20 protein-coding genes and 3 tRNA genes are annotated in these 23,088 nt (G+C 60.0%); 15 read left to right on the top strand and 8 right to left on the bottom strand.

The window, feature by feature from the left end; genetic code table 11:
- Positions 1-177: 177 nt before the first annotated feature.
- Positions 178-519: a hypothetical protein gene (locus tag OOZ53_RS25595; protein WP_271092630.1), complete on the top strand. Its 342-nt coding sequence runs from the start codon at positions 178-180 to the stop codon at positions 517-519.
- Positions 486-1,943 carry a trigger factor gene (gene tig / locus OOZ53_RS25590; RefSeq protein ID WP_271092629.1) on the top strand — a complete coding sequence of 486 codons (1,458 nt, stop codon included), beginning with the start codon at positions 486-488 and terminating at the stop codon, positions 1,941-1,943. The genes OOZ53_RS25595 and tig overlap by 34 nt, the downstream gene beginning before the upstream one ends.
- Positions 1,944-2,084: 141 nt before the next feature.
- Here tig and OOZ53_RS25585 read toward each other — a convergent pair whose 3' ends face one another.
- The 5 genes from OOZ53_RS25585 to OOZ53_RS25565 all read right to left on the bottom strand — a co-directional run bounded on the left by OOZ53_RS25585 (position 2,085) and on the right by OOZ53_RS25565 (position 9,396).
- The gene (locus OOZ53_RS25585) at positions 2,085-4,460 is read right to left on the bottom strand and encodes a hypothetical protein (RefSeq protein WP_271092628.1); all 2,376 of its coding nucleotides are present in this window, start codon (positions 4,458-4,460) and stop codon (positions 2,085-2,087) included.
- Between the two features lie 859 nt (positions 4,461-5,319).
- On the bottom strand, positions 5,320-6,012 hold the full coding sequence (gene radC / locus OOZ53_RS25580; protein WP_271092632.1) for a RadC family protein: 693 nt from the start codon (positions 6,010-6,012) through the stop codon (positions 5,320-5,322).
- Positions 6,013-6,021: 9 nt separating this feature from the next.
- Complete coding sequence (gene map, locus OOZ53_RS25575; protein ID WP_271092627.1) at positions 6,022-6,858, bottom strand: type I methionyl aminopeptidase; 837 nt, start codon at positions 6,856-6,858, stop codon at positions 6,022-6,024.
- 7 nt (positions 6,859-6,865) lie between these two features.
- Entirely contained in the window at positions 6,866-7,576 is a 711-nt protein-coding gene (sfsA, locus tag OOZ53_RS25570) for a DNA/RNA nuclease SfsA (RefSeq protein WP_271092626.1), read from the bottom strand.
- 38 nt (positions 7,577-7,614) lie between these two features.
- Positions 7,615-9,396, bottom strand: a complete 1,782-nt coding sequence (locus OOZ53_RS25565) for a PHA/PHB synthase family protein (protein WP_271092631.1) — start codon at positions 9,394-9,396, stop codon at positions 7,615-7,617.
- Between the two features lie 466 nt (positions 9,397-9,862).
- Here OOZ53_RS25565 and OOZ53_RS25560 point away from each other — a divergent pair, with 466 nt between their 5' ends.
- From OOZ53_RS25560 to recJ, 6 genes are all read left to right on the top strand, one after another.
- Positions 9,863-10,279: a hypothetical protein gene (locus tag OOZ53_RS25560; RefSeq protein WP_271092625.1), complete on the top strand. Its 417-nt coding sequence runs from the start codon at positions 9,863-9,865 to the stop codon at positions 10,277-10,279.
- A gap of 69 nt (positions 10,280-10,348) precedes the next feature.
- Positions 10,349-11,578 carry an LL-diaminopimelate aminotransferase gene (locus tag OOZ53_RS25555; protein ID WP_425499242.1) on the top strand — a complete coding sequence of 410 codons (1,230 nt, stop codon included), beginning with the start codon at positions 10,349-10,351 and terminating at the stop codon, positions 11,576-11,578.
- A 77-nt stretch (positions 11,579-11,655) separates the two neighbouring features.
- The gene (locus tag OOZ53_RS25550) at positions 11,656-12,972 is read left to right on the top strand and encodes a homoserine dehydrogenase (RefSeq protein WP_271092623.1); all 1,317 of its coding nucleotides are present in this window, start codon (positions 11,656-11,658) and stop codon (positions 12,970-12,972) included.
- A 409-nt stretch (positions 12,973-13,381) separates the two neighbouring features.
- A complete protein-coding gene (locus OOZ53_RS25545; RefSeq protein WP_271092622.1) occupies positions 13,382-15,160 on the top strand; it encodes a methyl-accepting chemotaxis protein in 1,779 nt (592 codons plus the stop codon).
- A 211-nt stretch (positions 15,161-15,371) separates the two neighbouring features.
- A complete protein-coding gene (gene glpX, locus OOZ53_RS25540) occupies positions 15,372-16,358 on the top strand; it encodes a class II fructose-bisphosphatase (RefSeq protein ID WP_271092621.1) in 987 nt (328 codons plus the stop codon).
- Between the two features lie 88 nt (positions 16,359-16,446).
- The gene (gene recJ, locus OOZ53_RS25535; protein WP_271092620.1) at positions 16,447-18,252 is read left to right on the top strand and encodes a single-stranded-DNA-specific exonuclease RecJ; all 1,806 of its coding nucleotides are present in this window, start codon (positions 16,447-16,449) and stop codon (positions 18,250-18,252) included.
- 78 nt (positions 18,253-18,330) lie between these two features.
- Here the strand turns inward: recJ and OOZ53_RS25530 are convergent.
- The 3 genes from OOZ53_RS25530 to OOZ53_RS25520 form a co-directional block, all read right to left on the bottom strand.
- Positions 18,331-18,405, bottom strand: a tRNA-Glu gene (locus OOZ53_RS25530).
- 103 nt (positions 18,406-18,508) lie between these two features.
- The gene (locus OOZ53_RS25525; RefSeq protein WP_271092619.1) at positions 18,509-19,519 is read right to left on the bottom strand and encodes a YcbK family protein; all 1,011 of its coding nucleotides are present in this window, start codon (positions 19,517-19,519) and stop codon (positions 18,509-18,511) included.
- Positions 19,520-19,701: 182 nt separating this feature from the next.
- Positions 19,702-20,142 (bottom strand): VOC family protein, encoded by a 441-nt coding sequence (locus OOZ53_RS25520; protein ID WP_271092618.1) that lies wholly within the window; start codon positions 20,140-20,142, stop codon positions 19,702-19,704.
- A 181-nt stretch (positions 20,143-20,323) separates the two neighbouring features.
- Here OOZ53_RS25520 and OOZ53_RS25515 point away from each other — a divergent pair, with 181 nt between their 5' ends.
- The 7 genes from OOZ53_RS25515 (at position 20,324) to OOZ53_RS25485 (ending at position 23,005) form a co-directional block, all read left to right on the top strand.
- Positions 20,324-20,902, top strand: coding sequence for a cold-shock protein (locus tag OOZ53_RS25515; RefSeq protein ID WP_271092617.1), 579 nt, complete (start codon positions 20,324-20,326; stop codon positions 20,900-20,902).
- 96 nt (positions 20,903-20,998) lie between these two features.
- Positions 20,999-21,442 carry a DUF192 domain-containing protein gene (locus OOZ53_RS25510; protein WP_271092616.1) on the top strand — a complete coding sequence of 148 codons (444 nt, stop codon included), beginning with the start codon at positions 20,999-21,001 and terminating at the stop codon, positions 21,440-21,442.
- Between the two features lie 49 nt (positions 21,443-21,491).
- Positions 21,492-21,944 carry a cupin domain-containing protein gene (locus tag OOZ53_RS25505; RefSeq protein ID WP_271092615.1) on the top strand — a complete coding sequence of 151 codons (453 nt, stop codon included), beginning with the start codon at positions 21,492-21,494 and terminating at the stop codon, positions 21,942-21,944.
- Positions 21,945-21,967: 23 nt separating this feature from the next.
- Positions 21,968-22,411 (top strand): TspO/MBR family protein, encoded by a 444-nt coding sequence (locus tag OOZ53_RS25500; protein ID WP_271092614.1) that lies wholly within the window; start codon positions 21,968-21,970, stop codon positions 22,409-22,411.
- Positions 22,412-22,484: 73 nt separating this feature from the next.
- Positions 22,485-22,561: transfer RNA gene (locus OOZ53_RS25495), tRNA-Pro, on the top strand.
- A 28-nt stretch (positions 22,562-22,589) separates the two neighbouring features.
- Entirely contained in the window at positions 22,590-22,895 is a 306-nt protein-coding gene (locus tag OOZ53_RS25490) for an ETC complex I subunit (RefSeq protein WP_271092613.1), read from the top strand.
- Between the two features lie 33 nt (positions 22,896-22,928).
- A tRNA-Arg gene (locus tag OOZ53_RS25485) sits at positions 22,929-23,005 on the top strand.
- Positions 23,006-23,088: the final 83 nt, after the last annotated feature.

The following is a 23,088-nucleotide window of genomic DNA, read 5'->3' as shown; positions in this document are numbered from 1 at the left end:
CCAGACAATCGAATCTGGATACCCATGAATCACACATCAAACCAAAAATGAATCCTGAATGTCGATTAGACCTAGAGTTCGGTTGAACGGGCAGGGTTCAGGCCCGCTGATTAAGGGTCAACTGCTCAGCCATGACTCGCCACTGCATACGACGAATCGCCAAGTTATGGTGTTTCCGTGGCCAATTCGGTGGTGTCAAAATTCTGCGCTGCGGGCCAGCCGGGCGGCGGATTAACGTTGCGGGCTTGCAACCAATTTGCTATTGCCCGGCGAACGCCCGTTGGCGGCAACCGCAATATGCGCGCCCGGATCCTCCAGTCCGAGAACTGCAATGCGGAAAAAGTCAATAAATTCAATGGCGCCGTGTCGCAATTGCCCCGGCATTGGCGCCTCGACAAACCACTGCCGTACTCGGCAGGCAAAAGGGCATCGCACCGGCCGCCATCCAGGCCGGTTGCGGCGGCCATGAAATTGAAGGTTGGAAAATGCAGGTTACAGAAACGCTGTCTGAAGGACTGAAGCGCGAAATCAAGGTCGTGGTTCCGGCCAAGGACATGGAAACGCGGATGAATGAGCGTCTGGTCGATGCCAAGGACAAGGTCCGTCTCAACGGGTTCCGTCCCGGCAAGGTTCCGATCGCCCATCTGCGCAAGGTCTACGGCAAATCCATCATGGCCGAGCTGGTCAATGAGATGATCAACGAAAAGCCGACCGAGATCCTCTCCGAGCGCGGCGAGAAATCGGCCACGCGTCCGCAGATCACCATGACCGAAGATGAGGCCGAAGCGAACGAGATCCTGGACGCCAAGGCGGATTTCGAGTTTTCGATGTCCTACGAGGTGATCCCGGAATTCCAGGTCGGCGACGTTTCCAAGATCAAGCTCAACCGCCAGGTCGTCGATATCAGCGACGAGGAGGTCGAGGATCAGGTCAAGCGCGTTGCCGAGAGCGCGCGCAGCTTCGAGACCAAGAAGGGCAAGGCCGCCGCTGGCGATCGGGTCACCATGGACTATGTCGGCAAGGTGGACGGCGAGCCGTTTGACGGCGGCGCCGACAACGATGCCAATCTGACCCTTGGCTCGGGCACGTTCATTCCGGGCTTCGAGGAACAACTGGTCGGTGTGAAGGCGGGCGACGAAAAAACCATCACCGTCACGTTCCCCGAGGACTACCAGGCAGCCCATCTTGCCGGCAAGGAAGCGACGTTCGACGTCACGGTCAAGGAAGTCGCCGCGCCCGGCGAACTGGTGATCGACGACGAACTTGCCAAGACGCTCGGCCTTGAATCGGCGGAACGGCTGCGCGAGGTCGTGCGCGAACAGATCGAAAGCCAGTACGGCCAGTTCACCCGTCAGAAGATCAAGCGGCAGATTCTCGATGCGCTCGACGAGGAGTACAAGTTCGACACGCCGGAAGGCCTGCTCGATGTCGAGTTCAACAATATCTGGGGCCAGATCACCCAGGACCTGGAGCAGTCGGGCAAGAGCTTCGAGGATGAGGATACGACCGAGGAAGCTGCCCGCGAGGATTACCGTAAACTGGCCGAACGTCGCGTTCGCCTCGGCCTTGTGCTGTCCCAGATCGGCGAGAAGGCTGAAATCAGCGTGACCGATGAGGAAATGCAGCGTGCGGTTTACGACCAGGTGCGTCAGTATCCGGGTCAGGAACAGCAGATCATGGAGTATTTCCAGAAGACACCGGATGCCGTTGCCCAGCTGCGCGCACCGATCTTCGAGGAAAAGGTCATCGACTATATTGTCGGCGAGGCAAACGTCACCGATCAGACCGTCAGCAAGGAAGAGCTGATGGCCGATGACGAGGAAGAAGCGGCCGCCGAGGCAAAACCGGCGAAGAAGAAAGCCGCACCCAAGAAAAAGGCAGCGGCCAAAAAGGCACCGGCGAAAAAGAAGGCGCCAGCCAAGAAGGAAGCCGACGCCGAATAGGCGCAGCCCTCAGCAATTGACAAAAGGCCGCTCCCGCAGCGGCCTTATTTTGTTTTCGACAGATTCGGCCGAGGCGGATGAAATAAGTCTCGCCCTAACGGTCATAGACACCGTCATCGCCGGCTGCGCCGGCAGACGGCGCTACCTCAGGTCCCGCGGGGGTGTGGTGCCCTGGTCGGTTGTTGGGATCAACTCGGTAGCGACCTGACCCAGCACCGTTGTCAGCTGCCCGGTAAAGGTGGTGGTCGCGGCCACGCCGGCACCCGCGATCGCCACCGAAACGACCGCCTCCACAACCGACAATCCCGCGACGAGCGGGAAGAGCCGCCAGTCGATGTTCTTTCCCGCCGCCGCCCGGAAGGTTCGAATGTCGAACGCGAGCAGGCCGATGAACAGGAAAAATGCGAAGCGCTGTATGACGCTGATCCCGATGGCCGCGTAGTCGGCTGCTGATTGGGCCGCGAGGATGGCCAGCGGTTCCCGCGCCAGCGTGATGCCAAGGGCGAGGACCATACCCTTTTTCCAGCCTGCCGCGCCGCGGATCAGATCGTAGAAATATCCAAAGAAGAACGCTGCGATCATCCAGTATCCACCGACCGACACAACACGGGAAAGGGCTGAAAGATAAGGAAAGTGGTCGCCGTGATCCGTCGCGGAAAAGGACGGAACAGCGTATATGAGGACAAAGAACAAGGCTCCCCAGGCGCCGACGCGAAGCGCCGCGACTGCATTTTCAAAGGGCTTGTCCGATTGCCCGAATGCAAAAGCGAGTTCGGCCAGAGGGACCTTCGCCCCGCCGTCGATTGTCGCCTTCAATGGAACGTACTCCCGCTTCTTCTGCTTGTCCTCCGCATTCAGACCGAACAATCCGAGGCCGAACCAGCTTGCCGACGGCACAAATTGTTTCGCATGGTCGAATTCGATTGTCAGATAGTCGTCGCGTTTCGATATGATCTCGTTGCCATATCGCTTGAGCAGCAAAATCCGCTCTTTGCGGATGAGGACGAATTGCGGGAAAATCAGCAACGCCAACAGGAAGGATACCGGAACCACGATCCAGACTTGACCCATCCCCGCCAGCGTCCCGGCAAAAAGCAGCATCGCAAGCGCAAAGCGGGTTTTCCTGCCGTCGTAGTAGCTTTTGTTCAGCAGTGTCGCGCAGATCAGGAATGCCGCCAAAATGGGGGCCAGCGATCCGAGCTGGTTGACGAAACGCAGAACCGTGAAGACGGCATCATAGAAAGGGCTGTTTACTGAATCAAAAGTCGGGTCGTACAGAAATGTTCCGGGCCTTCCCAGGATGAGCAGCACGATGACAGTCAGGAGGACAAGGCCGGGTCCTATTCTCGGCTGCAGTCCGGAGACCAGCCTTGCGGTTGACCACAGGCGGTCGATCAAGAAATAGCCGATCAAGGCGCAGACCAGAAAAGCTGCGATCCAGGGTCCGTAAACGAGACCGGCTTCCACCACGCCGGTGAGATCGTAGCGATTGCCGGCGACCACCCACAGGATATTGTAGAGCAGCCCCCACACGGTCGCCTTCAGCAGGATCGCGCGAATATCGGTCGCGGCTTCCGCAACAATGCCCCTCATGCCCGTGAAGAACCACCAGATCCCGAAAAGAAGAAAAAGAATGATGTAGGTCAGGGTCAGGGAGAGCTCGCGCAGCCTGACGGGAAAATCGAATACCGCCTCACCCAGCATCGCGCTCGCAAGTTGCGACAATTCGCGGGACAGATCGAAGGGCATATTGGCCATTGTGCCAAAAACGACGAAGGCGCCGAGTAGAAGCGTGATCCGTCTCAACGCAGTGCGATGGGCAGCCGGGCGGTTCGCAAACCGGTGTCTGATGATGGCCAGAAACCAGAGCAACGGAATGATCGCCAATCCGTCTTGGACGAATCCGACGAGATATCGAGGAACGACATTGCGCGGCCCTACGGCCCAAAGGTCCGGTTGGGAACGTGTTGCATCGACGAAGACGGTCAGATCGCGGGGTAACGCTTCATCGACGGCTCTCCAGACGATTATATTGTCCCTTGCGCGAGTCGGAGCTGGAAAGTAGCCAGTCAGCTTCGGAAACTCCGCCCTGATCTCGATCTCGTCCCGCGCGACCGGAGTGCTGTTTTCCCATGACCGCGAAATGCCCAGCTTTCCATCCTCGAATACCGATATCGGCAGACCCGACCTTTCCTGCAAAATCTCGACGGAATTGTTGCGGGCATTAATGGTCAGCGGAGTCACCTGAACGCTCGAATAGGAGGTGCCGTCAAACAGAATCGTTCCGTGTACGGACCGGATGAACGCTGCAGCGGAGCCGTCTCCCCGTAGCACCGCCGCGGCACGCGGATCATGGGCCGGCAGCGTAGCCCGGAGCTGGTAGCGGACCTCGTTGCGTCCCAGGACAATGGTCAATTTTCGCTTGGTGATCGGGGGCAGTTCGGTGGCAAATTCGACCGTCTGCTCCGCAGTCTCACCTGCGATGTCCGTAAGCAAATCCTCAATGGAGGCAGACAAGCGATAATGTCCCGGACCCGGGAGCAAAACAGCGCCTGAGAACCGTCCGGCCTCGTCTGAGTGGAGATAGTCGGCGGGACTCTCACGGTCCCGCCACCAGTCTTTCCGCAGCACCGTCGCTCGCTGCCCATCGATCTTAATGCCGATCTGAACACTCGGCGGTGCCTTTCCGGCGACCGGAAGTCTGCTGGTCCAAATCCGCTTCGGGACCTTCAGTTTTATTTTGGTCGGCGTGCTGCTGCGTGTGCGGAAACGAAGTTCGTGCCATCGGCTTGTTGAGAACGGGCCGATATTTCGCTGGATTTCTATTCCCGCCGTTGAACTGCCGAGCGGCAGGAGCACCGGGCGGAATCCTGCATCCGGCTTGTCCAGAGAGATCTGTTCAACCGGTGCGCCAAACAGATGGAGGGTTGCGGTAAGTGACGGGTGAGGCGTCTCGGCTGTTACGGAAAGCTCAAGCACAGGTTCGTCAAGAGTTTGAAACCGTTCGTAGGAATGCCCGGACACGCTGAACGAAACGTCCGAGGGCACGAGCCAAGCCGGCTGGACGGCAATCAGCAAGACGATTGCTCCAACGGCCAGAACGCTCAGCAATAATAAAAATCTTCGTATCATGCAGCGTCACGAAAATTTGTTGCAACCACAACACACAAACTTTGTCGTCTTGGCAAGTATGCGGCAAGCGGACCGGACAGGCTTTTGTGGAATATGGCGTGCGCAACGCCCGGCCAGGCTAAATTCGGCAAGAGGCTGGAGCGTCGTTTCAACGGCCTTCATTCAATTGGTATTCGCACGTGCTTTTTTCTTATTATTAAATAAAAACAGTATTATATTGAAGATAAGTCAATCAATATATAAGCTATTCGATAAGCGACAAGCCTTTGAGGCTGGCATGGCCGCCACGGCCGATAATGATGTGGTCGTGGATGATTATGTCGAGCGGCGCCGCTGCCTCGATGATGCGATGGGTCATTTCCACATCGGCGCGCGACGGTGTCGGATCGCCGGAGGGGTGGTTGTGCACCAGGATGATGGCCGTGGCGGAAAGCTCCAATGCGCGGCGCACCACCTCGCGCGGGTAGACCGGCGTGTGGTCGACCGTGCCGCTCTGCTGAACCTCGTCGGCGATCAGCTTGTTCTTCTTGTCCAGAAAGAGGATGCGGAACTGCTCCCGGCGCTCGAATGCCATCGCCGCCTTGCAATAATCCACCACGGCGGACCAGGAAGCCAGGACCGGCTGATCGAGGATGCGTGTCTGCAGCATGCGCTGGGTGAGGGCGGCGATAACCTTCAGGTCGGAAGCCACGGTCTCGCCGATACCGGGCACCTCTCGCAAAAGGGTTTCGGGCGCGCCGAGGACTTCGGCCAAGGAGCCGAATTTTTCCAGTAGCGCCTTGGCGACCGGTTTGGTGTCACGTCGCGGGATCAGCCTGAAGAGCAGCAGTTCGAGAAGCTCGTAATCGGCCAGCGCCTCCGGGCCGGCGCTCTGGAAACGCTGCCGCAGCCGATCCCGGTGACCCTTGTGCCGGGCACTGTCAGCGGGTTCGGCCAGGGCTCTCTCCTATTTCTCGGATAGCTCGAGCCCGGGCGCGAACAGCCCGGCGGGTGAAAGCGTGAAGATCTCGCAGCCATCAGCCGTTACGCCAACGGAGTGTTCGTACTGGGCTGTCAGCGAGCGGTCACGGGTGACCGCGGTCCAGCCGTCAGACAGCACTTTGACATGCGGTTTGCCGAGATTGATCATCGGCTCGATGGTGAAAATCATGCCCTCGCGCAGTTCCACACCCTCATGGGCGCGCCCATAGTGCAGGATGTTCGGCACGTCGTGAAAGAGCTGGCCGAGGCCATGGCCGCAGAAGTCGCGAACGACCGAACAGCGCTCGCCTTCCGCATATCTCTGGATTGCTTCGCCGATCGCGCCGGTCCGCGTGCCCGGCCTGACCGCGGCGATGCCGCGCATCAGCGATTCATGGGTGACTTCCATCAGCCTTTGCGCCGCCCGCTTGATCTGGCCGACCGGATACATGCGGCTGGAATCGCCGTGCCAGCCGTCGAGTACGTAGGTCACGTCGATATTGACGATATCGCCTTCGCGCAGCGGCTTGTCGCCCGGAAATCCGTGACAGACCACATGATTGACCGATGTGCAGCAGGAATGGGTATAGCCGCGATAGTTCAGTGTCGCGGGAACAGCGCCGTGATCCATGCCGAATTCGAAGACGAACCTGTCGATCGACGCGGTGGTCACGCCCGGTTCGACCATGGAAACCAGTTCGTCGAGACAACGTGCCGTCAACTGGCCGGCCTTGCGCATGCCGGCAAAACCGTCCGGACCATGCAGCTTGACTTGACCGTTGTTCTTCTTGGGCGCTGCGATGGCTTCGATGTAACTGACCACTTTGTCCTCACAATCCCGGTTCATCGACCGGAATAAGCCGGTCGAAACGGATTTCCTGCGGCGTGATGTGGCACCGCATGGCGATGGCTTCAACCCCGCGCGCGATTGCCCTGTCAAATGCCGCACCGTAATTGCTATCGAGATCGCGGCAGATTTTCAATGTTTCGCAATCCTGACGTTGGATGAGATAGACCATCACGGCACGGCACCCGGCCTCGACCATATCGCCCAATTCGTCCAGATGTTTGGCGCCGCGTGCGGTCGGGCTGTCGGGAAACTCCGCAAGGCCTGGTGTGCGGATGAAATGCACATTCTTGACCTCAACATAGGCAGGCGGACGGTCGTCATCCGTCAAGAGCAAGTCGATGCGGGAGCTCTTGCCGTATTTCTGCTCGCGCCGCATGTCCGCGTAACCGTTCAGCGGCCCGACCTGGCCGCCGGCGATGGCTTCCTCGACGATCTTGTTCGGCAGGCCGGTATTGATGCCGACGGTGGTTCCGTCCGCCTCGACCAGTTCCAGGGCGTGGCGGTATTTGCGCGTCGGACTGTCGTGCTCTGACAGCCAGATGCGCGAACCAGGCGCTGTCAGGCCAAGCATCGAGCCGGTATTGGGGCACGAGCCGGTGATGGCGCTGCCGTCCGCCAGTTCGGCATCGAAAAGAAAGCGCTTGTAGCGCTTGACCAGCGTGGCGGGAATAAGCGGATTCGGGAATTTCATGGCTCCTCATAGTATATGGGGAGCCAAAGCGGAACCGTTCAGACGCGAACCCTGACGAAACTTCCGGGCGCGTCCTCGATGGCGTTGAGCTTGCCGCCGCCGGGCTGGCGCGCGTCCACCTCTTCGTCGTCCTGTTTGCGGATCCAGGCATCCCAGTGCGGCCACCAGGAACCGGGGTGCTCCTTGGCCTTTTCTGCCCAGGCGTCGAAATCGCCGACCGGCTTGCCGCCTGTCCAGTATTGATACTTCTTCTTGTCGGGCGGATTGACCACGCCGGCGATGTGGCCTGAGCCGGCCATGACATAGGTCACCTTGCCGCCGAACGAGCGGCAGCCGATGAAGACCGACTTGGCCGGAGCGATGTGGTCCTCACGGGTCGCCAGATTGTAGACCGGGATCGTCACATCCTTCAGCGAGACCTTCTTGCCGCCCAGCACCATGCGATCGTTGGAGAGATTGTTCTCCAGATAGCAGTTGCGCAGATAGTAGGAATGGTTGGCCGCGGGCATGCGCGTCGCGTCCGAGTTCCAGTAGAGCAGGTCGAAGGGCATCGGCTCCTTGCCCTTCAGATAGTTATTGACCACATAGGGCCAGATCAGTTCCGAGGCGCGCAGCATGTTGAAGGCGGTCGCCATTTTGGAGCCGTCGAGATAGCCGTGCTCCTTCATATTGGCTTCTATGGAGTCGATGTTCTCAGCGTCGGCGAAGACCATCAGGTCTCCGGCGTTGACGAAATCGACCTGTGTGGTGAAGAAAGTTGCCGATGCGATGCGATCATCGCCCTCCTTGGCCAGCAGCGCCAGCGTCGCTGCCAGCAGCGTTCCGCCGACGCAATAGCCGATAGCGTTGATTTTCTTCTCGCCGGTGACTTTCTCGACCGTGTCGACGGCAAATCCTATTCCCTCTCGGGCATAGGCCTCCCAGTCCTTGTCGGCGTGGCGCTCGTCCGGATTGACCCATGAGATGACAAACACGGTATGGCCCTGTTCGACGGCCCAGCGGATGAAGGATTTCTGCGGATTGAGATCGAGAATATAGAACTTGTTGATCCAGGGCGGGCAGATCAGCAGCGGTCTTTTCAGAACCGTTTCGGTCTCGGGTTCATACTGGATCACCTGGCAGATATCGCTCTGCGCAATCACCTTGCCGGGCGTCATCGCCAGATTCTCGCCGACGGCGAATTTATTGTAATCGGACTGGCGCAGGCGTAAATCGCCGCGGCCGGCCTCGATGTCTTCAGCCAGCATGCGCATGCCGCGCACAAGGTTCTCGCCACTTTGGGCAACCGTTTCCTTGTAGACTTCAGGGTTGGTAAGAACGAAGTTGGTGGGCGAAAGCGCACTCGTCAGCTGTTTGACGTAGAACTGCGCCTTGTGGCGCGTGTGCTCGTCCAGCCCATCGGCGTCCTTTACGAGCTTGTCGGCCCAATCGGCCGTTACCCAATACGCCTGGCGCAGGAAGCTGAAGAATGCATTGTTCTGCCAGTCTTCGTCGGAAAACCGTCTGTCGCCAAGATGGCTGGCGGCCGGATCCTCAGCCTTCTCGCCGGACATTTTGCGTACGGAATTCGACCAGATGTCGAAATAGCTGGTCAACAGATGCGTCTGTGCTTCGAGGGCGCGTTTGGGGTCCGAAATCCAGTATTCGGAGAGCTTGGTGAATGTCTTGACCATGTCGGTCGCAGGACCGGCTACGCTGTCCTTCTTCTCGCCGCTCTCTCTGGGAGAGACCCAGGCTGAGGCCGCGCGCCCGAGTTCTTCGACGACATGCGCCATGTTTCGGGCCATGGCTTCGGGATCTTTGACGACGAATGGTTCGATCGCCGAAAGGCCGGTGACGTCCGTCCCGTTCCCGGCCTTGTTTCCGGGTGGCGCCGTTTCCCTGGCGGCTTCCGGTTTCCGGGTGGCCTGTGGCCGGGCAGACTGGCCTTTTGCGGATTGCGGCGCGGCGGGCTTGGGCTTCGCGACGCGGGGCTTCACAGCTCGCTTTACGGCCTTTGCTTCATCCCGTTTGGCGGTCTTGGCGACCTGTTTCCTGGCCGCGGTCCCGCTGTTCGAATTTCCGCGGCGCGTGCGGTCCTTCTTCTGTGCCACTTATACCTCCCCGGAGCCGGCTTTCTGCGTTATCGGCGGTCGTTGATCCGGCCGACATCTTTATTCTGCAATTAGGACAATAATATAATACACACAAATCACTGCCGAATGGTGTACTTTGGAACAAAACGGATCAATGCACGTGTCGAAAAAGCCCGTAATAAAAGGCTTCGGGGTCGCCTCAGCGGCGCTCATGCTCCCACTTGTGATTCTTGCCGGATGTGTTTCGGCCAATCTCGAGGACGCCGCGCCGCCTTCTGCCTTCACGCCCGATAACACGGATCCGCTGGCGGAGACGGGTGACAATTCGAAGCAGGCGGGCGAAGAAGCTACGATCAATCAGGCCGAACAGCCGGTGCGGGACAACAGTTTCGTCACCGAGGGCGCGCTGCGTAATGAGGCGTTTCCGACTTTTGCGGTGATGCCAAAAGGCGCCACCGAACAATTGAGCGAAGAAGACAAGAGCGCGATCCGGGCGGAAATGGAGTCCATCAAGGCCGCGCGGGGCAGGGGCGGCGCCTCCACGGCCTACAATGCGCGCTACAATGAATTGAAAAAGATTGCTGAAACGCACGGTATCGAAACGAAGGACGAGATCGAGAACGAATAGGCCCTGAAAAGCACGATGTTGCAATTTGTGCCATAATGGGCGCATAAGCCGGCACTGCCGTTCAATCTGATCGAGAATGTCATGGAAGAGTTTCACAAAGTCCGCCGCCTGCCGCCCTATGTCTTTGAACAGGTCAACCGCCTGAAGGCGAGCGCGCGAGCGGACGGAGCGGACATCATCGATCTCGGCATGGGCAACCCGGATCTTCCCACGCCGCAGTCGATTGTCGACAAGCTTTGCGAGGTCGTGCAGGATCCGCGCACGCATCGCTATTCGACGTCGAAGGGCATTCCGGGACTGCGCAAGGCGCAGGCACGCTATTATGAGCGTCGTTTCGGCGTGAAGCTCAATCCCGACACGCAGATCGTCGCGACACTGGGCTCAAAGGAAGGCTTTGCCAACATGGCGCAGGCGATCACCGCGCCCGGCGATGTCGTGCTTTGCCCGAACCCTACCTATCCGATCCATGCCTTCGGCTTTATCATGTCCGGAGGCGTCATACGGTCCATGACCGTGGAGCCGGATGACAGCTTCTTCTATTCGCTGGAACGGGCGGTGCGCCATTCGATCCCGAAACCGCTGGCGCTGATCCTGAACTATCCGTCCAACCCGACCGCGCATGTGGCGGATCTGGATTTCTACAAGGATGTGGTCGCCTTCGCGCGCCGTCACGACATCATCATCCTGTCCGATCTTGCCTATGCGGAACTGTATTATTGCGATACGCCGCCGCCATCGGTTCTCGAGGTTCCAGGGGCCATTGACGTGGCGGTGGAATTCACATCGATGTCGAAGACCTTCTCCATGCCGGGCTGGCGGATGGGTTTTGCGGTTGGAAACGAACGCCTGATAGGGGCGCTGTCACGGGTCAAATCCTATCTGGACTACGGTGCGTTCACGCCGATCCAGGTTGCAGCGACGACAGCGCTGAATGGCGACGGATCGGAAATCGAGATGGTGCGCGGCACCTATCGCCGCCGCCGTGATGTGATGGTCGAATCCTTTGCCAATGCAGGCTGGGACGTACCGGCCCCGCAGGCAACGATGTTTGCCTGGGCCCCGCTGCCGGAACGTTTTCGCGAGATCGGATCGCTGGAGTTCTCCAAGCTGCTGATCGAGAAAGCGGATGTCGCCGTGGCGCCGGGCGTCGGCTTCGGTGAATATGGTGACGATTATGTGCGCATTGCGCTTGTCGAGAACGAGCACCGCATCCGGCAGGCGGCGCGCAATATCAAACGTTTTCTTGCGTCCGGCGACGAAAGCATGCAAAACGTCGTCCAATTGAACACGCGGCGCTAGCCGGAACCATTCAACCCCTCGCACGCCGGCACTGCCGTGATTTCGGCGTGACAACAATACAATCGGATCGTGTGACTATGGCAGATGCCCTCCGTATCGGAATTGCGGGCCTCGGAACCGTTGGCGCGTCACTCGCCCGCATCCTGACCAGCCGCCACAACAAGCTGGCCGACATCTGCGGCAGACCCATCGATATCGTTGCGGTCAGCGCGCGCGATCCCGGAAAGGATCGTGGCGTCGATCTTTCCGGCGCGCAGTTTTACGACGATCCGGTCGCATTGGCGCGCGATGCCGAGATCGATGTCTTCGTCGAACTGATCGGCGGGGAGGGCGATCCGGCGCTGAGTTCCGTGCGCTCGGCTCTGGAGCGCGGCTGCCACGCGGTCACCGCAAACAAGGCGCTGCTGGCGCGGCACGGCGTGGAACTGGCCGGCATTGCCGAGGAGCGCGGCGTGCTTCTCAATTTCGAAGCCGCTGTGGCCGGCGGCATTCCGGTCATCAAGGCGATGCGCGAATCGCTGACCGGCAACAGCATCTCGCGCGTTTTCGGAATACTGAACGGAACCTGCAACTACATCCTCACCGAAATGGAGCGGGCGGGTCTTTCCTTCGAGGATTGCCTCAAGGAAGCGCAGCGTCTGGGATATGCGGAAGCCGATCCGACCTTTGACGTGGAAGGCAACGATACGGCGCACAAGCTGGCGTTGCTGACCAGCATCGCCTTCGGCACGCGCATCGCGCCCGACGATATCTACCTTGAGGGCATCTCAAATATCTCGATCGAGGACATCCGCGCCGCCGATGACCTTGGCTTTCGGATCAAGCTGCTCGGGGTTGCGCAGCGCACCGACTCGGGCATCGAGCAAAGGGTCCATCCGACAATGGTGCCGAAGAATTCGGTCATCGCCCAGGTGGACGGCGTGACCAACGCCGTTGCGATCGACGCCGATGTTCTGGGCGAATTGATGATGTCGGGTCCGGGCGCCGGAGGCGACGCGACCGCATCTGCGGTGATGGGCGATATCGCCGATATTGCCAAGAGCCGGCCCGGCCATCAGCACGGGCCCGTCCTCGGGCGCCCCGCTGCACATCTTGATCCCTATGTGCGGGCACGCATGCGCAGCCATGAAGGCGGCTACTTCATCCGCCTCACTGTCGAGGACAAGACCGGCGTGTTCGCCAGTCTCGCAAGGCATATGTCGGACAACGGGATCTCGCTGGAATCGATCGTCCAGCGCTCGACGCAGAACGGCAACGGCGACAAGAAGACAGTGATTCTTGTAACGCATGCGACCATGGAGGCGTCTGTTCGCCAGGCAGTCGATTCGATTTCGTCCGATGGATACCTCCTCGACAAGCCGCAAGTCATACGGATCGAGAGGCCCGGCAACTAATCCGCATTTTTCGTGGAGGTGGCGGGTTTCCGATTGTTGCGCATAATCGCCGGTCGCTTGTAATAGTACACCCCAAAATTGAAAGCGTCTCTTCTACTGCCAAGTATCGGTAAGTAGTGCTTTGCGCGGTCCCAACAATATTACCCCAATTAACTAGCCATTTACCTATATACAGCTAGGCTTTGCACTGGGTTAGGTGCGGTCGAATGCAGTCGATCGTTGGCGATTAGCGTTCATGATGAATCTTCAGGTACTGGTTGGTTATCCTTCAGCTATCTTCAGAGTATCGGCAATTGCTGTGAGCCGTGATTGATATTCAATCCCAGCTTCAAGCCAAAGCTGTCTGCGGATCGGACAAGGGCGCCATCGCGTCGAAGCCAACTCTGTCGAAATTCTATGGGGTGACATCATGAGCCTTGGCAAATCGAGCTTTCTTTCATCGGATTCCTCCGCAGTTCTTTCCGCGCTTCACAGATCGCTGGCGATCATCGAGTTCGATGTCGATGGGAACATACTCGATGCCAACCAGAACTTTTGCAGCGCGGTTGGCTATGATCGCAGCGAAATCGTGGGGCAGCACCACCGGATATTCGTGAATCCGCAAGAAGCAGCGACAAAAGAATATCAGGACTTCTGGCTGCGGCTGAAAGGCGGCGAATATGATGCGGGCGAATATTGCCGGTATCGCAAGGATGGCAGCGAGATCTGGATCCAGGCGACATATAATCCGGTGCTCGGGCGTAGCGGGCGCGCCTACAAAGTCATCAAATTCGCATCCGACATCACCGGGGCAAAGTTCAAGTCCGCTGAAGATGCCGGAAAAATCGAAGCCATCTCGCGGGCACAGGCGGTCATCGAGTTTGATCCTGCCGGCAATATTCTGACCGCGAACGAGAATTTCTGCGGTGCCGTGGGCTATGGCCTGGAAGAAATTGTCGGCAGGCATCACCGAATGTTCGTGGATCCCGAATATGCCCGTTCAACAGAGTATCAGCAGTTCTGGCAGCGGCTGGCGGACGGCGAGTTGATCTCGGAAGAATTCAAGCGGTTCGGCAAGGGCGGCAAGGAAATCTGGATCCAGGCGTCCTACAATCCGATATTCGACATGAACGGCAAGGTCATGAAGGTCGTCAAGTTCGCGACCGATATCACCGGCAGGGTTTGCGCCGTCAACGAGATCGGCAGCGGGTTGAATGCCCTGGCCGAAGGCGATCTGCAGCTGCGCATCGACACACCGTTCATTCCCTCGCTCGAGCGTTTGCGCACGGATTTCAACCACTCGGTAGAAAAGCTTGAAAGCGCGCTCAGCCAGGTCGGCTCCAATGCCGTGGCCATCAAGGGCGGTGCGTCCGAGATCAAGGCTGCCTCGGACGAGCTTTCCAAGCGGACGGAGCAGCAGGCGGCGTCGGTTGAGGAGACGGCGGCCGCGGTCGAAGAGATCACATCGACGGTGAAAACCACGGCGGAGCGGGCCCAGGAAGTCGGCAAGCTGGCTGACACGACGCAGGCCGAGGCTGAAAAGTCGGGGGTTGTCGTGGACAATGCGGTATCGGCGATGGACGACATCAAGAAATCCTCCGATCAGATCGCCAACATTATCGGCGTGATCGACGACATCGCATTCCAGACCAACCTTCTGGCGCTTAATGCCGGCGTCGAGGCGGCGCGGGCTGGAGAGGCCGGAAAGGGCTTTGCCGTGGTTGCCCAGGAGGTCAGGGAACTCGCACAGCGTTCGGCAAGCGCCGCCAAGGAGATCAAGGAACTGATCACGACGTCCGGAAGCCAGGTCCAGTCCGGCGTCGATCTGGTTGCGGAAACCGGCCAGGCACTGAAGTCGATTGTCGGCTCGATTGCCGAAGTCACCGATCATGTATCAGCCATCGTGCAGGCGTCGCATGAACAGTCCAACGGCCTGCAGGAAATCAACCAGGCGGTCAACACAATCGACCAGGGCACGCAACAGAACGCGACGATGGTCGAGGAAGCGACAGCCGCCAGCCATACGCTCGAGGCCGAGTCCGCTGCACTGAACGGGCTGTTGCAGCAATTCAAACTCGGTTCCGTCCGCTCGGAACAGCGGGCGGTGGCACAGCCGGCGACGGCGCACACTGCGAAGGCGGCGCTGGCCAGGGGCCATGCGTTTCATGGCAATGCGGCCGTTGATGAAGACAACTGGGACGAGTTTTAGCAATAACGGTCTCAAGGAGCGCTGAGACCGTGCAGGCTGCTCCGGCAGCCTGCTTTTTTTTGCCCGCGGCACACGTCGAACACTAATCGATTTAGCGGTGAGCAAATCGCGCGGAAGCGTGATTTTGCCTTCATATTCAGCCAGCCGGCGTTGCAAATTGCTTGCGCAACGGGCTATCAGAGCCGCAATCGAAACAATGAGGTCATGATAAATGGCGAGTAAGCCCGGCGGGGAAAGCAGTCTTGATCGTATCCTGACATTGGAGATCGTGCGCGTAACGGAACGGGCGGCGGTTGCGGCCGCACGACTCCGCGGACGCGGCGACGAAAAGGAGGCGGACCAGGTCGCTGTTGACGCCATGCGCCAGGAATTGAACCGGCTGCCGATCAATGGCCGTGTTGTCATCGGCGAAGGCGAGCGGGACGAGGCGCCGATGCTCTATATCGGCGAGGAGGTCGGGACCGGCAACGGTCCGGAGGTGGATATCGCTCTGGATCCGCTGGAGGGCACGACGATCTGCGCGAAGAACCTGCCCAATTCACTGGCGGTCATCGCGGTGGCGGAGAAGGACAGTCTGCTCTATGCACCCGATGTCTACATGGAGAAGGTTGCGATCGGCCCCGGGTTCCCCGATGGAACCGTTACACTGAATGCGAGCCCGACGGAAAACATAAAGGCCGTTGCGGATGCGAAGGGCGTCAGCATCCCGGATGTTACCGCCTGTATCCTCGACCGGCCGCGTCATGCGCGCATGATCGAGGAAGTTCGTGCGACGGGCGCCGCGATACGGCTGATCGGCGACGGCGATGTCGCCGGTGTGATCCATACCACCAATCCCGACGAAACCGGCATCGACATCTATATGGGCATCGGCGGGGCGCCGGAGGGCGTGCTTGCGGCGGCGGCGCTTCGATGCATTGGCGGCCAGATGCAGGGACGCCTGCAGCTCAATACGGAGGAAAAGATCGCCCGTGCCAGGACGATGGGAATCGAGGATCCTTCCAAGATCTATTCGCTGGAGGAAATGGCGAGCGGAGATGTCGTCTTCGCCGCCACAGGCGTGACCGACGGCAACATGCTGGGCGGTGTTCGGTTTACGCGCGATGCGATCGTCACGCACACCGTCGTCATGCGCTCGTCGTCGCTCACGGTCCGTGAAATCAAGGCCCGTCACCAGGACCTCGGCAAGTTTGACTGATCAAAGGCCGGCCATCTCGCGCCGGTTGCCGGATTTACGCCATTCGGCCTATTGGCTTAGGGTGTAGAGCCGAATCGGAGAAAAAGCCTTGGAGGTCAGCGCTGCCGGCCGCGAGCCGGCGTTCCTTGATGTCGAGGAATCATTGTCTGGACAGCGGTGGGTGCAGCGCCTGGACCCGGCGGGCCTTAACCGCGCGCTGGCGATTGCGCAGACGCATGGCATGCCGGACCTTATCGCACGGGTTCTTGCCGGACGAGGCATAGGCGGCGAAGAGGCGGCCACTTTCCTGTCTCCGGCGCTGCGGGATTTGATGCCGGATCCGTCGAGCCTGCAGGACATGGAGAAAGCCGCTTCACGCCTTGCGGAGGCCATATCCACCGGCGACCGTGTCGCGGTTTTCGGCGACTATGATGTCGATGGCGCTGCCGCTTCATCGCTGATGAAGCGGTTTCTCGACCATTTCGACACCGATTGCGAAATCTACATTCCGGACCGTATCTTTGAAGGCTATGGCCCCAACCCGGCGGCCATGGACGAACTGGTTAAGCGGGGCGCGGGTCTCATCGTCACGGTCGATTGCGGCTCGACAAGCCACGCGGCGCTGGAACGCGCGCAGGAACACGGCATTGAGGTGCTTGTCGTCGATCACCACCAGATCGGGACAGATCGTCCCCCATGCGTGGCGCTCGTCAATCCGAATCGCGACGACGACCTGTCCGGGCAGGGGCACCTTTGCGCCGCCGGCCTCGTCTTCCTCCTGCTGGTCGCGACGTTGCGCGAATTGCGCGGGCGTGGTGATGCCAGGACCTCGTCGCTGGATCTGCTGACCATGCTCGATCTTGTGGCGCTGGCGACCGTTTGCGACGTGGTGCCGCTCAAGGGTCTCAACCGCGCCTATGTGGTGAAAGGGCTGATGGCGGCCCGCCACATGGGAAACCCGGGCCTTGCAGCGCTGATGAAGGTGGCGGGGGTCGATGGGCCCGTGACGCCCTACCATCTCGGTTTCCTGATCGGGCCGCGCATCAATGCGGGCGGGCGGATCGGCGATGCGGCGCTCGGAAGCCGGCTGCTCACCCTGTCCGATGCGGTGGAGGCGCAACAAATCGCCGAGACGCTCAATCGTCTCAACCAGGAGCGCCAGGCCATGGAGCACGCGATGCTGGAACAGGCGGAGGCCGAAGCGCTGGCGGAAATCGGCAAGGGGGAAGGACCGGCCGTCATCGTCACCGAATCCGAAGGCTGGCACCCCGGCATTGTCGGCATCGTCGCGGCGCGCTTGAAAGAAAAATTCCGCAGGCCGGCTTTCGCCATCGCGTTCGACCCGTCCGGGAAGGGGACGGGATCGGGACGCTCCATCGCGGGGTTCGACCTGGGGCGCATGGTTCGTGAGGCCGTCGAAAAGGGCATCGCGACAAAGGGTGGCGGGCATGAGATGGCTGCTGGGCTGAGCGTCGACCGCAACGCGATGGCCGCGCTGCGGGCTTTTTTCGATGAGCGCGCGGCTGTTTCGGTCGGGGCGCTTCGCGCCGGTCAGTGTGTCAGGGTCGACGGGGCGTTGGCCGCGTCCGGCGCCACGCTGGAGCTTCTCGAACAACTCGAACATGCCGGTCCCTACGGCTCCGGCCACCCGCAACCGGTCTTCGCGCTGCCGGACCATCAACTGGTCGACGCGCGCGTCGTCGGTGCCGATCACGTCAAGCTCAGGCTGACCGATGCCGGCGGCAAGGCGCTGGATGCGATCGCATTCCGCTCGGCGGGCACGGATCTTGGCAAGGCGCTGATGGAGGGAAGGGGGCGGCGCTTCCACGTCGCCGGCACGCTTTCAGTCAATCACTGGCGAGGCAGCCGCAGCGTCCAGTTACGGGTGATCGATGCGGCACAGCCGCCGACATGAGCACTCCGACCGGCAAAGCGATGCGCGCGCACGAGTGCCTGCTTGTCACCAAATAAAACTGTGTGGGAAGAGAAAAACTGGCACGCCCTAGGGGAATCGAACCCCTCTTTCCAGAATGAAAATCTGGCGTCCTAGCCGATAGACGAAGGGCGCGCGGTGGGGGTTATATAGTCAGGTCGTCGGATTCCCGCAAGCGCGAATTTTGCATTTTTGAAAAAAATATGACGTTGTTTTCCCGGGCGGAATTACGCTGTTGTCACGGCCGTTTGCAGCCCCAGTTCCAGTCCCGTTTGTTGCCGATATCGATGTGCACGGAGCGCGTGTGGCAGTAGGTTCCGACGCCGCCGCGATCCGGTATGCTTCGCAGATATGTGGCGAGTTCCCACTTGTCTATACCGGGCACCTGAATGTCGGCTGCCTCGCAGGTTATGTGCCTGGACCCACTCACGCCGCCGATGCGGCGCTGGTGTTCGGCGGACCGGTAGCCAGAGGTAATCACGACCTGGCGTCCGAAATGGCGTTGCACATCGGCCAGTATCCTCAAAAGACCCGGCTTGAGACAGGCCGTCTGAACGCCGTCATGCTGAACGCGCAGGCCATTGGGTACGAGCCGCGCCAGGCCGGCTGCGGATGCGAGATGAACCGGCGGCGAGCGATCGGCTGCCGCCGCATTGCCGCCCGCATGCGAACCGGGCCGGGCACCTGGAGGGTCCGTATCGCCCTTTGGCTTGCCGGCAAATGCCTGCGGAGCGTTGGCGAATACGCCGCGCCCGAGAACGGCCTGTCGCTGTCCATCCAGATCGATGATCGGTCTCGGCGCTCGCGGTCTGCCGGAAGAGTAGAGCCGCGTCAGGTTGCCCGCCTTTCGCGACGGTGCCGCAAAGGCATGGACCAATCCAGACGGGCTATCGGCATTGTCGTTGTCTGTGCCCAGGCCGGGCCAGTCCCTGAAAGCGTCATTAGCCGAATTGAAAGGTGGTGTGTTGTCTGCTTGAGGCGGCACGGCCTTGCGAGGAACGTAATCCGGCGGGAAACGGACCAGGGATCCGTCCTGTGGTATTTTTTCGCCGATACCTGCCGTCGCAGTTTCCAGGACGATTGTGTCGCTGATGAACGAAAGCGCAGGTTCATCGGCCGTTTTAGTTTCGGCCGAGGAACCGAACACCGGGTCGGTCAACGCAGTGACGCAACCCGACAACGCAAACGCCGCCAATACGATGACAGTGGCCGGCAGGACCGAGTGATTGCGTTTGCGTGTAGCCCTCACGGCGCTGGTGCCCCTCAAAGTGTCGCACGACTGACCGCCGTGGCGGCAGCCGATACGCCGCATGCAGGTTTTGGCCGGCCTGACACGCGGGAACCCGCGCGTGCGATGGGCAAGGCAATTGCGGCGGAAACATCATCCGCCACAACGCTTGTCTCAACCTTGCGTATTCGGAGGCGACGACGTTACCAGCTGCCGGTGTTTTCCATCGATGCCCAGGGCTCTTGCGAGGCGAGCGCTCCGCCTTTCTGCAGCAGCTCGATCGAGATGCCGTCCGGTGAGCGGATGAAGGCCATGTGGCCATCGCGCGGCGGGCGGTTGATCGTCACGCCATTGTCCATCAGCGATTGGCAAAGCCCGTAAATGTCGTCGACCTCATAGGCCAGGTGTCCGAAATTCCGGCCGCCCTGGTAGTCTTCCGGATCCCAGTTGTATGTCAGTTCCAGCAGCGGCGCGCTGTGCTTGTCGCCGGTCTCGGTATCTTCCGGCGCGGCCAGAAATATGAGCGTGAAACGACCCGCTTCGCTTTCGATTCTGCGGATTTCCACAAGCCCGAGTTTGTTGCAATAGAAGTCCAGAGATGCGTCCACATCGTGAACGCGAACCATTGTATGTAGATAACGCATTGATCTTTCCGTGGTTTTCAATCCGCCGATAGAATAGGGCAGGGGACGGCGGAAACAAGGCGGCGCAGATTTTCAATTGGGGTCAAACTAAGGCTTGCATCACCTTACATTACCAATGTTATCCTTGTGTAAAGAATCAGCAACTGATTTTTGGGTTTGCGTAGTTGAGAGGCTGGGGTGAATGGGGGACAAATCTCCACGCAAGGGTGAAGCAACCCAAGCTGCAATGTCCGGCGAGGCCGTGGACCTGATCGAGATTTCCGGTGTCATCAAATGGTTCGATGTCGCCAAGGGTTTCGGCTTTATCGTCCCGGACAACGGCATGCCCGACGTCCTCCTGCATGTGACATGTCTGCGCAGAGACGGCTACCAGACGGCGCTGGAGGGAACCCGTGTGGTTTGCGAAATCCAGAAGCGCGATCGGGGTTATCAGGCATTCCGGATTCTGTCGATGGATTCCTCGACAGCCGTTCATCCTTCGCAGCTTCCGCCGGTGCGTACCCATGTTCAGGTGACACCGACCAGCGGGCTTGAGCGCGCCCTCGTGAAATGGTTCAACCGCTCGAAGGGTTTCGGCTTCCTGACCCGCGGCGAGGGTACGGAAGACATTTTCATCCACATGGAAACGTTGCGCCGCTACGGCCTGACGGAATTGAGGCCGGGACAGGTCGTGCTGGTCCGGTTCGGCGAGGGTGAAAAGGGACTCATGGCCGCCGAGATCCACCCAGACATCGACAGCAATTTCCCGAAATCGCACTGATTCCGTCGATATGCGTGATTGCCTGTTGCGCGCGGCGCCGCGCTGTTGCACCGTGCGCGCATGCGTAATGCCATTCGAACCTTTAACGACCTGCCCATGGTCCGGCCCCGCCTGCTTCTGGCTCTGCTGATTCTCGTCTTCAGCGCCGGCGTGTCCAGCGCAAATGACCGCCTTCAGGTCGCGACGGACAGTGGAACGTATGACTATACGGTCGAGCTGGCACTGACGAATGGCGAGCGCGCCGTCGGGCTGATGCACCGCGAATGGATGGCGCCCGATGCCGGCATGCTGTTTCGTTTCGATGATGTGCGGCCGGTTTCCATGTGGATGCGCAACACGCTGATCCCGCTCGACATGATCTTCATCCGGCCGGACGGAACCGTGGCGACCATCCACAGGAACGCCGAACCGCTCTCGGAAAAGATCATAAATTCAAAAGAGCCCGTGCGGTTCGTCCTGGAGCTGAACGCGGGCGATGTGGACCGGATGGGCCTGAAGCCGGGCGACGAAATCAGGCACCCGATCATCCAGGGACAATAGCGCCGCGGATCGAAGCGGCTGAAGGTGCGGCAACCGGAGGGCAGAAAGGATGACGGCAGAGCAAAAACCCTCAGTCGGCTACTGGCATCTGTGGACCGATTCGGACGGCGTGACGCATCAGACGAAGTGCCGCTTCGAAGCATTCGACCTGCAGGCTTTCGCGCCGCCTTCTCCGAACATTTGGGTCAAGAGGCTGGCGGCCAGTCCGAAGGACATCACGCTGCTTGTCCTGGAGCCGGGCTGGGTCGGGGATTGGCACCGCAATCCGGAGCCGCAATGGATCATTCCGCTGTCCGGAAAATGGTTCGTCGAAAGCATGGACGGGACCCGCGTCGAGATGGGACCGGGCGAGGTTTCATTCGGCGAGGACCAGCTTGCCAGACCCGACGAGAACGGCCGCGAGGGCCACCTGTCCGGAACGATCGGCGACGAGCCCGCCGTGCTCCTTCTCGTCCAGGTCACGGATGCGCCGGTCGCCGATGCGGCCTGCCGTTTCGGTTGAGGCTGTCGCCGCGGGAGACTTGAATGGCCCTGGTTGTTTTCCTCATTCTCGTATCCGTTGCCGCGTGGACTGGTTCGCGGTTCAAGCCCGGGACATGGTATGCACAGCTTCACAAGCCGTCCTGGACGCCGCCCGACTGGTTGTTCCCAGTGGCCTGGAGCGCGCTTTACCTGATGATCGCGCTTGCCGGCTGGTTGCTCTGGCGCGCCGGCGGCGGAACGACAGCCTTGCTGGTCTGGGCTCTGCAGCTGATCCTCAACGCGGCATGGTCGTGGCTGTTTTTCGGGCGGCGCTGGATGCATGTCGCCTTTGTCGATATCACGCTTCTCTGGTTCGCCATCGTGGCGTTCATCCTGACGAGCTGGCCGGCTTCTCCGGCGGCGGCCGCGCTATTCGTTCCCTATCTCCTGTGGGTTGGTTTCGCTGCGGCACTGAACTGGCGGATCGCGCGCATGAACAAAGACTGACGCACGGTTCAATGAGGGAAAAAAGACCATTGCAGGGCGGCGGCGAAGCGTGTATCCCCCAAGCCGTTGTGAACGGAGCGTAGCGCAGCCTGGTAGCGCATCTGGTTTGGGACCAGAGGGTCGCAGGTTCGAATCCTGCCGCTCCGACCAACGCACGGTCAGAACGGGAGCTGTTGGCATGTCCGCAAAAATCTATCGCCCGGCGAAGACGGCCATGCAGTCGGGCAAGGCCAAGACCCACCGCTGGGTGCTGGAATACGATCCCGAAATCGCCCGCACGATCGATCCGATCATGGGCTACACCTCGTCAAGCGACATGAAGCAGCAGATCAGGCTGAGCTTCGAGACGCGCGAGGAAGCCATCAGCTATGCGGAACGCAATGGAATTGCGTTTCGGGTGATCGAACCGCATGATCCGAAGCGAAGACGAGTCGCCTATGCGGACAATTTCCGCTTCGACCGCCGCCAGCCCTGGACGCACTGAAGCGTTTCCGGGCGGGCAAGGGCGGACGCGACAGGCCCCGTAGCTCAACTGGATAGAGCAATTGACTTCTAATCAATAGGTTGCAGGTTCGAGTCCTGCCGGGGTCGCCAGCGTTCATGTGTCCGACCCGGAGACATAGGTAACGGTTTGTACCGGAGACATGGGTTACAACCTCGTGCCGAACGGGTTGTCG

Source organism: Allohoeflea poritis (assembly GCF_027889715.1).
GTDB lineage: Bacteria > Pseudomonadota > Alphaproteobacteria > Rhizobiales > Rhizobiaceae > Hoeflea_A > Hoeflea_A poritis.
The sequence above is the reverse complement of the archived record's forward strand: the minus strand, read 5'-3'. Positions and strand labels throughout refer to the sequence as shown.